This is a genomic window from Pseudomonas marginalis, assembly GCF_001645105.1.
Taxonomy (GTDB): Bacteria; Pseudomonadota; Gammaproteobacteria; order Pseudomonadales; family Pseudomonadaceae; genus Aquipseudomonas; species Aquipseudomonas petroselini.
In genome coordinates, this window is sequence record NZ_LKEG01000027.1 from 213 (window position 1) to 12,133 (window position 11,921).

At 62.1% G+C, this 11,921-nt stretch carries 10 protein-coding genes and 1 pseudogene; 4 read left to right on the forward strand and 7 right to left on the reverse strand.

What is annotated here, in order from left to right:
* The first annotated feature begins 464 nt into the window (after positions 1-464).
* Positions 465-1,277: an alpha/beta fold hydrolase gene (locus AO064_RS07235; RefSeq protein WP_064052869.1), complete on the forward strand. Its 813-nt coding sequence runs from the start codon at positions 465-467 to the stop codon at positions 1,275-1,277.
* Between the two features lie 36 nt (positions 1,278-1,313).
* On the opposite strand, the gene AO064_RS31730 is transcribed toward AO064_RS07235, so the two are convergent.
* The 4 genes and pseudogenes from AO064_RS31730 to AO064_RS07250 form a co-directional block, all read right to left on the reverse strand.
* The gene (locus AO064_RS31730) at positions 1,314-2,231 is read right to left on the reverse strand and encodes a methyl-accepting chemotaxis protein (RefSeq protein WP_370636081.1); all 918 of its coding nucleotides are present in this window, start codon (positions 2,229-2,231) and stop codon (positions 1,314-1,316) included.
* A pseudogene (locus AO064_RS31735) lies at positions 2,220-3,281 on the reverse strand (HAMP domain-containing protein); the annotation flags it as partial. The pseudogene AO064_RS31735 and the gene AO064_RS31730, both read right to left, overlap by 12 nt.
* 114 nt (positions 3,282-3,395) lie before the next feature.
* Entirely contained in the window at positions 3,396-4,808 is a 1,413-nt protein-coding gene (locus AO064_RS07245; protein ID WP_064052871.1) for an aminotransferase-like domain-containing protein, read from the reverse strand.
* A 203-nt stretch (positions 4,809-5,011) separates the two neighbouring features.
* Complete coding sequence (locus tag AO064_RS07250) at positions 5,012-5,773, reverse strand: SDR family oxidoreductase (protein WP_012723120.1); 762 nt, start codon at positions 5,771-5,773, stop codon at positions 5,012-5,014.
* A gap of 229 nt (positions 5,774-6,002) precedes the next feature.
* Between AO064_RS07250 and AO064_RS07255 the strand changes: the two genes are divergently transcribed.
* Complete coding sequence (locus AO064_RS07255; protein ID WP_064052872.1) at positions 6,003-7,010, forward strand: NADP-dependent oxidoreductase; 1,008 nt, start codon at positions 6,003-6,005, stop codon at positions 7,008-7,010.
* A gap of 68 nt (positions 7,011-7,078) precedes the next feature.
* Here AO064_RS07255 and pyrF read toward each other — a convergent pair whose 3' ends face one another.
* The gene (pyrF, locus tag AO064_RS07260; RefSeq protein ID WP_012723118.1) at positions 7,079-7,777 is read right to left on the reverse strand and encodes an orotidine-5'-phosphate decarboxylase; all 699 of its coding nucleotides are present in this window, start codon (positions 7,775-7,777) and stop codon (positions 7,079-7,081) included.
* 261 nt (positions 7,778-8,038) lie between these two features.
* Here pyrF and AO064_RS07265 point away from each other — a divergent pair, with 261 nt between their 5' ends.
* A complete protein-coding gene (locus AO064_RS07265; RefSeq protein WP_043206166.1) occupies positions 8,039-8,803 on the forward strand; it encodes a response regulator in 765 nt (254 codons plus the stop codon).
* Positions 8,803-9,840: a sensor histidine kinase gene (locus AO064_RS07270; protein ID WP_046033839.1), complete on the forward strand. Its 1,038-nt coding sequence runs from the start codon at positions 8,803-8,805 to the stop codon at positions 9,838-9,840. Before AO064_RS07265 ends, AO064_RS07270 begins: the two co-directional genes overlap by 1 nt.
* Positions 9,841-9,893: 53 nt before the next feature.
* On the opposite strand, the gene AO064_RS07275 is transcribed toward AO064_RS07270, so the two are convergent.
* Together AO064_RS07275 and AO064_RS07280 are read right to left on the reverse strand one after the other, a co-directional pair.
* Positions 9,894-10,955, reverse strand: coding sequence for an AI-2E family transporter (locus tag AO064_RS07275; RefSeq protein ID WP_012723115.1), 1,062 nt, complete (start codon positions 10,953-10,955; stop codon positions 9,894-9,896).
* A 72-nt stretch (positions 10,956-11,027) separates the two neighbouring features.
* Positions 11,028-11,846, reverse strand: coding sequence for a DUF4892 domain-containing protein (locus AO064_RS07280; protein ID WP_064052873.1), 819 nt, complete (start codon positions 11,844-11,846; stop codon positions 11,028-11,030).
* Between the last annotated feature and the right edge of the window lie 75 nt (positions 11,847-11,921).

An 11,921-nucleotide genomic window follows, 5' to 3' on the forward strand; every position in this document is an offset into this window, starting at 1 on the left:
TCATCCCCAGAATTGTGTAGATACCGAAGCCCCGATGGCGCTGAATCAGTCACCTGATGAATCGACTCACACACCGCTATCGGGAGCAAGCCCCCTCCCACATTGGGATCGCGGCCTAACCGTTAGATGGCGGTGGGCTATCAGGCCGTCAGCGGGAGCAAGCTCCCTCGCCACAGGTCCTGCGCCATACCCAGAATTGTGTAGATACCGAGGCCCCGATGGCACTGAATCAGTCACCTGATGAATCGACTGACACACCGCTATCGGGAGCAAGCCCCCTCCCACATTTGGATCGCGGCCTAACCGTTAGATGGCCGTCGTCTGCCAGGCCGCCAGCGGGAGCAAGCTCCCTCGCTGCCCATCTGGCGAACACAGTTCACCACATGCCATCACTTTGCACCTATCCCCCCGCCCCCGACTAGCGTAAAAAAGTGCCCCTCACTCCATGAAGTCAGAGGCCTGCTATGCCTGTCGCCGTCATTGATGGACAACCGCTGCACTACGTCGACCAGGGTTCCGGCCCTGTCGTCCTATTGGGCTCAAGTTACCTGTGGGACCGCGACATGTGGGCGCCGCAGATCGAAGCCCTTTCGCAACAGTACCGTGTGATCGTGCCCGAGCTATGGGGGCATGGCGAATCAGGCCCGTTGCCGACGCAAACTCACTCCCTCGACGACCTTGCGCGCCAGACCCTGGCCCTGCTGGACCATCTGGACATCGCACAGATCAACCTGGTGGGGCTCTCGGTCGGCGGCATGTGGGGCGCACGCCTGGCACTGCGGGCACCCGAGCGGATCAACAGCCTGGTGCTGATGGACACGTACCTGGGCGCCGAGCCCGAGGCCACGCGCCAGTACTATTTCTCACTGTTCAAGATGATTGAAGATGCCGGCGCCATCCCTGAGCCTTTATTGGACGTGATCGCACCGATCTTCTTCCGCCCGAACATCGACCGCGAATCCGCGCTGTACCAGGACTTCCGCAAACAATTGCAGGGCTACTCCAAAGAGCGCCTACTGGAGAGCATCGTGCCCCTGGGCCGCTTGATCTTCAGCCGCGAGGCTGTGCTGGAGCAGTTGCCACGCCTGGACGCCGACACCACACTGGTGATGTGCGGCGAACAGGACAAACCGCGCCCACCCGCCGAGTCCGAGGAAATGGCCGAACTGATTGGTTGCAGCCTGATCCTGATCCCGCAAGCCGGGCATATCAGCGCCAGGGAAAACCCGGACTTCGTCAACGAAGCCCTGCTGACCTTTCTCGCCAACCACGCCTGACCACCCTCCCCTGTGATCGCTGCGCAGGCGCGGTGATCACAGGCGGAAGTGCCCCACCATCCCCTTGAGCTCGGCCCCCAACTGCGCCAGTTGAATACTCGACGCGGCGTTGCCCTGCATGCTCAGCGCCGACTGATCGGCACTGGCACGGATACTGGTGACGCTGCGGTTGATCTCTTCGGCCACCGAACTTTGTTGCTCGGCCGCTGCAGCAATCTGCTGGTTCATCTGCTGAATCAACGACACCGCCACCGCGATGCTGCCCAGGGCACTTTCGGTTTCCAGCGCATCACTTACCGCCAGTTTCACCAGCTCACCGCTTTGCTGGATCTGCTGCACCGATGACTGTGCCGCGCTGCGCAAGGTGCTGACCAGCCGCTCGATCTCTTCGGTGGATTGCTGGGTGCGCTTGGCCAAGGCCCGCACCTCATCGGCCACCACCGCAAAACCGCGCCCCTGCTCGCCGGCACGCGCGGCTTCGATAGCGGCGTTGAGGGCCAGCAGGTTGGTCTGTTCGGCCACGCTTTTGATCACACTCAACACGGTGCCGATATGCTGGATCTCGGTGCTCAGGCTCTCGATGCTCGCGCTGGCGCGTGTGCTGGAGGTGGCCAGCAACTCGATGCGCTGCAAACTCTGGCGCACCACCTGTTGGCCACTGTCGACTTTGTCGTCCGCCGTCTGTGCGGCCTGCGCAGCCTCCTCGGCGTTGCGCGCCACATCGTGCACGGTGGCGGTCATCTGGTTCATCGCCGTGGCAACCTGCTCAGTTTCTTCTTTCTGGCTGCTGACTTCGACGTTGGTCTGCTCTGTCACACTGGACAAGGAATGCGCCGAGCTGGCCAGTTGCTCGATACCGGCTTGCAGACCGCTGACCATCTGGCTCAGGCCGTTGCCCATCTGTTGCATTGCCTGCATCAACTGGCCGATTTCATCGCGGCGGCTGACCTCCATGCGCCCGCTCAAGTCACCGGCGGCAATCTGCTGGGCCACGGCGATCACACTGCGCAGCGGCGCGACGATCAACCGGGTAATCACCCACGCTGCAATCAACCCCACCAGCAAGGCCAGGGCCGAAGAGCCGATGATCAGCATCGCGCTTTTCTTCAACTGCGCCTGCATCGACAGGTCTTCGGCGGCATAGGCCTGATTGACCCGGCCGACCACTTGCTCGGCCCGATCATGCAATTGCGTGTAGACCACCTTCTCCTGCGCCAGCAGGCCGGTGTACTCACCGAGCTTCTCGCTGAACGCGGCGATATGCCCAGCCACTTCGTTAAGCACCGTCTGGTAGCCGGAGTCCTTGACCGAGGTCTTCAGTTGCTCAACCTGAGCCAGCGCCTGGTCAGCCTGCTCGATCTTGCCTTGCTCGGCGTCGTCCTGGTCCGCCTTGCGGCTCTGGTCCAGGCGTACGTGAGCTTCGTTCATGGCTTGCAGCATCAGCCGCGACACCTGGCTGACCTGCCCCGCCTGCTCGATAAACTCGGCACCTTCCTTGCCCTGGCTTTCCTTAAGGCCATAAGCGCCGTCGTCTGCCAGCCCGGCCTGCAATACGTCGAGGTTATTGGCCACGCTGGACACCGACCAACTGGCCATTTCCAACGCAAGGTCCTTGGTCTGGGTCAATTCGACAAACTCATCGAACGCCTTGCGATAAGCGGCCAGGGCCTGTTCGACCTCGGCCATGACCGGCACGTTGGCGGCCGATTCGGCTTTGAGGCTGGCGGCGAGGGCCGCCAAGGCATCGACACTTTCATGCAGCGCGTCGACGTCCTTGGGGTCGGCATGCGACGCATAGTTCTGCTCGATCAGGCGCACCTTGAGCAAGCCGCTGTTGAGCGACGACATGACCTTGAGGCCTTCGAAACGCTGGCCAACGGTTTGCAGGGACCACACGCCGATCGCCGCGACCAAGGCCGTCAACAGCAGCACGAGGGTGAAGCCCAAGCCCAGTTTTTTTGCCATACCGAGGTTGGCGAATTGTCGTTGCACGGCCGAAATCATTGCACTTGAATCCTCTTGCAATGGCAATTGCCATCGAGCCCGGTTTACACCGGCGAGATTGGCAACCACAAGGCCCTGAGCACAAGTCGTTGGCGCCACAATAATGGCAAAAAGCTACAGGTTCGTCGTTTTCAGAATGATCGATGTCGATCTGGCGGGTCCCATGGCGCGGAACAATGCCAAAGCCCGTTGATCAGCAGCATAGGCCACATTGATGCGTAGCCACTCACTGGGTTCGCTGGTCGGGCTGAACAACGCACCCGGCGATAACAACACCCCGAGACGCCGGGCACACGCCTGCAGCCGTGATTGATCCGCCTGCCCAGGCCGCGCCCACAAGAACATACCGCCGGCGGGAGTGGCGAACACCTCCCACTCCTCGTCTTCCAGCACTTGCAAGGTCGCCGCCATTTCCATACTCAAGCGCTTGCGCAAGCGTTGCACCCACTTACGATAGGTGCCATTAGCCAGCAGCGTGGCCACCACCGCTTCAGCAAACCGCGAGGTGCCGAAGCCGGTCAACGTCTTGAGGCTCGTCAATTGAGTGATGATCGCCGTGCTGGCACTGAGATAGCCCACGCGCAAGGCGCTGCTCAGGGTCTTGGAAAAGCTCGCGACGTAGATCACCCGATCATCATGGGTCATTGCCGACAGCCGCGTGCAGCTGGCGTGTTGCAGGTCGCCGAACACGTCCTCTTCGATAATCAGGAAGTTCTCGCGGTGCGCCAGCGCCAATAAACGCTCCGCCACCTCGCGACACAGGCTGGAGCCGGTCGGGTTGTGATACAGGCTGTTGATAAACAGGCATTTGGGCCGATGCCGCTGCAGCAGGGTTTCCAGTGCAGGAATGTCCGGGCCACCCCGCGTGCGCGGCACTTCCAGCAACTGCACACCGTGGAATGCCAGTTGCCGATAGAGGTTGCCGTACCCCGGCGTTTCGACCACCACGCAATCACCGGCCTTGAGCAGTGTGCGTATCAGCAAGTCCTGGGCATGGCTGGCGCCTGCGGTGGTGAGGATACGGTCAACGCTGCTGGCAATATGCGCCTGGGCCAGGCGCTTGAGCAGTTGCTCACGCAACGCCGGCAGACCCAATGGGGGGCTGTAGTTGAACAGCCCGGCGGTGTCGGTACGGGTGACTTCACGAATCGCGTAACTGATGTCATCGCTTTCGCGCCAGGCATCCGGCAACCAGCCGCAACCCAGCTTGAGCTCGCCCAATGGGTTATCGGCGAAAGCCCCCCATTCCCGCTCAGCACCTTCGTACCACTGGCCTTCGTGCGCCTGCGGCGGCTGGGCCACCCTGAAACCTGCCCCCTGCTTGGACACCAGCAAGCCCTGGGCGACCATCCGCTCGAACGCCTCAATGACGCTGGACTGGCTGAGCAGGTTATCGAGGGCCACCTGGCGGATGGACGGTAAGCGTGTGCCAGGGCTCGCCCCACTCGTGCGAATCCATTGCGCCACTGCGCTGATGATCTGCTGCACCACCGGTACAAGGGCTTGTCGATCGATCCCTAAATCCATGCGCCACTCACTTCAACTGTCTGTTATTCAACCCGGAACAGTTAAGCACAGAAGCCCTTGTCGACCCGTCGCCAAGTTTTATTAAAGTATTGATTCTATTGGATTATTTACCTAATGATACACATTCTGACAGGGCACACTGCCAGCTATGGAAAAGCCCCACAGCCCCCCAAACGTTTTCGAATGGAGAGCGACGTGAGGTCCTAGATCGCCGTCGCGCCACCGTCCACCGCCAACGCCTGGCCAGTGGTAAATGCCGCACCGTCGCTGCACAGGTACAGCACCGCACTGGCGATTTCCTCGACCTTGCCAATGCGCCCGACCGGGTGCATGGCGGCGGCGAATTCGGCTTTGCGTGGGTCGGCTTCATAGGCACGCCGGAACATATCGGTATCGATCACCGCCGGGCACACCGCGTTGACGCGGATTTTCTTCTTCGCATACTCGATGGCCGCCGATTTGGTCAGGCCGATCACCGCATGTTTGGACGCGGCATAAATGCTCATCTTCGGCGCAGCGCCCAGCCCCGCGACCGACGCGGTGTTGACAATCGCGCCGCCGCCCTGGGCCAGCAAGAGCGGCAATTGGTGCTTCATGCACAACCACACGCCTTTAACGTTGACGCCCATGATCGCGTCGAACTCATCCAGGCTACCGTCAGCCAGCTTACCCTTCTCGATCTCGATCCCGGCATTATTGAAGGCATAGTCCAGGCGGCCATAGGCGGCGAGGGTCTGGGCCATTAATTGCTGCACCTCCCCCTCCAGCGTGACGTTGCAGCGTACAAACAGCGCTTCGCCGCCGGCCTGGTGAATCAAGGCAACGGTGCCCTCGCCGCCCGCCGCATCCAGGTCGGCGACCACGACCTTCAAGCCTTCGGCGGCGAACGCCAACGCGGTAGCGCGGCCGATACCGGCGGCGGCACCCGTTACCAGAGCGACCTGGCCGGAAAACGTCATGCTCATAAAGAAGATGTCCTGTTGGGGAATAGCAGTGGGTCGAGTCTAGCCAACGCCGCGCCGGGCGCGTCAGCACTATCAAAAGGCCGGTTGGCGCTGCATGAATCGCAGTGATAAGACCCACTACCCGATTATCAGCACTGTCTATCGAACGGCATTCGCGCCCTCGGTGAACCTTGCCCTCTACCCGTTCAAGGTCTATCACTTCAGGTTCATTTCCAGAAGAGTCGCTGCCATGACCGCCCAGACCAACCGCCAATTCCTGCTCGCCAAGCGCCCGGTCGGCGCGGCCACCCGGGAGACGTTCACCTACCAGGAAGTACCGGTGGGTACCCCCCAGGACGGCCAAGTGCTGGTGCGCAATGAATACCTGTCCCTCGACCCGGCCATGCGTGGCTGGATGAATGAAGGCAAGTCGTATATTCCGCCGGTCGGCATCGGTGAAGTGATGCGTGCGCTGGGCGTGGGCAAGGTGATTGCCTCGAACAACCCGAAATTCGCGGTCGGCGACTACGTCAACGGCGCCTTGGGCGTGCAGGATTACTTCCTCGGCGAGCCACGCGGCTTCTATAAGGTGGACCCGACACTCGCGCCCCTCCCCCGTTACCTGTCTGCCTTGGGCATGACCGGCATGACCGCTTACTTCGCACTGCTGGACACCGGCGCGCCCAAGGCCGGTGAAACCGTAGTGATTTCCGGCGCAGCCGGCGCCGTGGGCAGCATTGCCGGCCAGATCGCCAAGATCAAAGGCTGCCGCGTAGTGGGCATTGCCGGCGGCGCCGACAAGTGCAAGTTCCTGGTGGACGAACTGGGCTTCGACGCCGCCATCGACTACAAAAGCGAAGACGTGCCCGCCGCACTCAAACGCGAGTGCCCCAAAGGGGTGGACGTGTATTTCGATAACGTCGGTGGCGATATCCTCGACGCGGTGCTCAGCCGCCTGGCGTTGAAGGCCCGCGTGGTGATTTGCGGTGCCATCAGCCAATACAACAACAAGGAAGCCGTGAAGGGCCCGGCCAACTACTTGTCACTGCTGGTCAATCGCGCGCGCATGGAAGGTTTTGTGGTGATGGATCACGCCGCAAATTTCGCCGCCGCCGGCCAGGAAATGGCCGCCTGGATGGCGCAGGGCAAGCTCAAGAGCAAGGAGGACATCGTGGAGGGGCTGGAAACGTTCCCGGAGACGCTGATGAAGTTGTTCAACGGCGAGAACTTCGGAAAGCTGGTGCTCAAGGTCAGCTGACAAGCGATAGATCTAGAGGTTGGAGATCTGAATGTGGGAGAGGGCTTACCCCCTCCCACCTTTGACAATCAGGCGATTTCGGCGACCACGTCAGCCAACGCCTTGGCCGGATCCGCCGCCTGGCTGATCGGACGCCCAATCACCAGGTAATCCGAACCCGCGTCCAGCGCCTGACGCGGGGTCAAGATACGGCGCTGATCATCCTGGGCGCTCCCCGCCGGACGAATCCCCGGAGTCACCAGTTGCAGCGATGGATGCGCAGTTTTCAACGCCTGGGCTTCCAGCGCCGAACACACCAAGCCATCAAGGCCGGCTTTCTGCGCCAGGGCGGCCAAACGCAGCACCTGTTCCTGAGGCTCGATATCCAGGCCGATACCGGCCAGATCCTCGCGCTCCATGCTGGTCAGCACGGTCACACCGATCAGCAAAGGTTTAGGGCCGCTGCGCTGTTCCAGCACTTCACGGCAGGCCGTCATCATGCGCAGGCCACCGGAGCAGTGCACGTTGACCATCCACACGCCCATTTCGGCGGCGGCCTTGACCGCCATGGCGGTGGTATTCGGGATGTCGTGGAATTTCAGGTCGAGGAACACCTCGAAACCTTTGTCACGCAGGGTGCCGACGATTTCCGCGGCGCAACTGGTGAACAGCTCCTTGCCGACCTTGACCCGACACAGTTTCGGGTCCAACTGGTCAGCCAGCTTCAGTGCGGCGTCACGGGTGGGGTAATCCAGGGCGACGATGATAGGCGTCTGGCAGACGGACATTGGAATGGGCTCTCAGGCAAGTCGAAATCGGCGCGGATTGTAGCGCACGCAGCGCCGTTGCGGGATCCGATGATCGGTAAATACTGCCCAACCGCCCTTGAGCGGGCATTTTTTGGGCAATTGTTTCAAAACAGATACATTCACGACATGCCCCCAACACGCCCCACCGCTAGCCTCGCTCGCACGACCCACCGACCAGCACTTCCAGCCATGTGGCTGGGCGCCTATGCTGACCGCAACAACCAGGCAGATGATCACACTATGCAGACCCCTTCCGCCCCTGTGAACGACGAGCAAAAAGGCGCGGTGATCGCCGATGACAAGCGCTGGAACACCCGTGCGCTGATTGTTGACGACGATGTGCCGATCCGCGAACTGCTTATCGACTACCTGGCACGCTTCGGTATCCTCGCCACCGGCGTGACCGACGGCACGACCATGCGCCAGGCCATGCAAGCCGAAACCTTTGACGTGGTGGTGCTCGACCTGATGCTGCCTGGCGAGGACGGCCTGTCGCTGTGCCGCTGGCTGCGCTCGGAATCGGATATCCCGATCCTGATGCTCACCGCCCGCTGCGAACCCACCGACCGCATCATCGGCCTGGAGCTGGGCGCCGACGACTACATGTCCAAGCCGTTCGAACCCCGTGAGCTGGTGGCGCGTATCCAGACCATCTTGCGCCGGGTGCGCGATGACCGCACCGAACAGCGTGCCAATATCCGCTTCGACAACTGGCGCCTCAACAGCGTATTGCGCCAGCTGGTGGCGGATGATGGCCTGGTAGTGCCGCTGTCCAACGCCGAATTCCGCCTGCTGTGGGTGTTTATCGAGCGCCCGCGCCGGGTACTCAGCCGCGAGCAATTGCTGGATGCCGCCCGTGGTCGCTCGATCGAAGCCTTTGACCGTAGCATCGACTTGCTGGTCTCGCGCCTGCGGCAAAAACTCGGCGATGACCCCAAGGCGCCGCAACTGATCAAGACCGTGCGGGGCGAAGGCTACCTGTTCGATGCGCGGGATATCGGTTGATGCGTGCCCCCTTCAACACGCTGTTCGGTCGGCTGTTCGGCGTGTTGCTGGTGGCTATCGTGCTGGCCCATGCGCTGGCGTTCTTCTGGTTCCACCATTACGGCCAACCGCCCCCCCCACCGCCTGAACAGTTTATCGAGCAGCCGGACGGCAGGCTGGTGCCGCTGCGCAAGGAGCACCATCGCCCCTGGTTTGGCGGCCCGGTGGTGCCCCTGACGTTTCAATTTGTCTCGCTGATTATCGCCGCCTGGTACGGCGCCAAACTGTTGAGCCGACCGATCCAACGCCTCAGCGACGCCGCCGAGCGCTTGAGCCTGGACCTCGACAGCCCGCCCCTCGACGAATCGGGACCGCGGGAGGCTCAGCAAGCGGCGTCGACCTTCAACCTGATGCAACGGCGTATCCGCGAACAGGTCAGCCAACGTGCGCGCATGCTCGGTGCCGTCTCCCATGACCTGCGCACCCCGCTGTCACGCCTCAAGCTGCGCCTGGAACAGATCGAAGACACCAAGCTGCAGGGCCAGATGCGCCAGGACCTGGACGACATGATCGGCATGCTCGACGCCACCCTGAGCTACCTGCACGAACAACGCACCAGCGAAACCCGGCATTGGCTGGATGTGCAGGCGTTGGTGGAGTCGATGAGCGAGAACGCCCAGGACCAAGGCTGCGATGTGCAATTCGCCGGCAGCTGCGTGCCCTTGCAGGTGCAGCCGATGGCCCTGCGTTCCTGCCTCAACAACCTGATCGACAATGCCTTGCGTTATGCCGGTACTGCGCGCATCGAACTGCAAGACAGCCGTGAAGCCTTGGTCATTCGCGTTATCGACCACGGGCCGGGAATTGCGGCAGACAAACGCGAGGCGGTGTTCGAGCCGTTCTATCGGCTGGAAGGCTCACGCAATCGCAATTCCGGCGGGGTCGGCCTGGGCATGACGATTTCCAAGGAGGCGGCGGAACGTCTCGGCGGTCGACTGGAGCTTGAGGAAACCCCAGGCGGTGGGTTGACTGCGGTGATGTGGTTACCGAGGACCTGAGATCCAACCCCTTACCACAGACAGCCCACCCCCCATGAGCCCTCACACCACCGTTACAGCGGCTTGTCTTCACGACGCCCCTGGGCCTGGGTCGCGCTCCAATCCATCAACAAGCTGTAGGCCACCGCCAGCAAGGTCGGGCCGATGAACAGGCCGATGAAACCAAAGGCAATCAAGCCGCCGAACACCCCGAGCAGCACGATCACCAGCGGCAGGTTGCCGCCACGGCTGATCAGGTAGGGTTTGAGCACGTTGTCCACGCCGCTGATGATGAAGGTGCCCCACACGCCAAGGAACACCGCGTAGGTGTAGTCGCCCTTCCAGGCCAGCCAGGCGGTGGCCGGGATCCACACCAGCGGCGGGCCCATAGGGATCAGGCTGAGCAGGAAGGTGACAATACCCAGCACCAACGCACCTGGGACGCCGGCGATCAGGAAACCAATCAGCGCCAGCACGGCCTGGGCGGCGGCGGTGCCGATCACGCCGTTGACCACCCGTTGGACCGTCCCCGCCACCAGTTCGATGTAGTAGCCGGCGCGGTCGCCGATCAAGCGCTCCAGCAGGCGATGGACGAACATGGCCAGGCGCGGCCCGTCCCGGTAGAAAAAGAACACGAAGACCAGGCTCAGGGTGAGTTCCAGGATGCCACCACCGATCTGTGCACTGCGCGCCAGCAGCCAATTGCCGACCTGCCCCAGGTACGGCTTGATGCTCACCATCAAGGCCGCGCCCTGCTGGTCGATGCTGTCCCACATTGCCACCAGCCGTTCGCCGACAAACGGGATCGAGCCGAGCCAGGTCGGTGCCGCCGGCAGGCCATCGACCTGGATATCCTTGATCAATGCCGTGGCATCGCGCACATGGTCCGCGAGGTTGAAACCCAGCCACACCAGCGGCAATGCCACCAGCAACATCCAGCACAACGTGAGGATACCGGCGGCTAGGGATTCACGCCCACCCAGCCAGCGGGTGAGCAGGACCATCAACGGCCAACTGGCAAACGCCAGCACCGCGCCCCAGAACAGCGCCGACCAGAACGGCGCCATCACCCAGAAGCTGGCACCGAATAGCACCAGCAGCAGGATTTGCACCAGCAGGCGATCGTTATTGAGCATGGAGTATCTCTAGAGGAAGGCTGTAGGAAGAGAGCTTAGGCGAACGGCGCGGGTCCGTTCGCCTCGTAACGGTCAGCGTATCAGATGCAGGTGCAGCCCTTTGGTTTCAGCGGTGCCGGTTTCCATGCGCGCGGCGCGCACACCTTTGTCGACCAGGGCCTGGCGCCAGGCTTCGGCATTCGGGCCGGCCAGGCTGACGCGCAAGGTGGCGTCAAGGTTCAACCCACGGGAAATCAGGGTCAGCCAGGTGTCGTCAGGGTCGCCGCCGAGCGCTGGAAAATCCAGCTCGCCGGTGCTTTTCAACTCGCGCAGCAGGGTCGCCGAGGTGGGCAACAGGTTGCCCAGCGGCGCGTTGGCGTCCAGTTGTTCCACATGCAGATAGGCGCGGCGATTGCCACGGGTGATGCCGTACAGCGCCACCAGGGAGTTGTCCTGCGGGGCGGCCAGGCGCAGCAGCAGGTATTCCTGTTGACCATCGGCACCGACGAGCTTGGCGTTGCCGAATACTTCATTGGCCCACAGGCTGCTTTCGCCGCAATCGCGGGCCTGGCACCAGAACAACAGCTGCGCGCCCTTCGCCTGCAACGCTTCACGCGTAGCGGTAAACGCAGCACTGGAGGTGTGCTCGGCGGGCAGTTCATAGGTAATCGCCGTGGCGTGCCCACGGGCGGTGGCCTGCCCTTCGTAACGCAGTTGGCCGCTGATCTTGCGGATCGCGCCCATCGGGTAGATGCGTTCCTTCTCTTCGGCGGGGCGGTAGTCGACGATCTGTGAGTCGACCTGACGTGACACTGCCGGTAAATCCTGGCTTCCTGGCACATCGGCGGCGAACACCAGGGGACTGAAACAGCACAGCCCGAGGGCACGGATAGATCCTTTACGTAGGCTCATCGGATCAATGAGCCCTGGCCATCGGAGCGCACAGCGGTGTTGAGATGGTTCATGGTTGACTCCCTTTCAATCCGC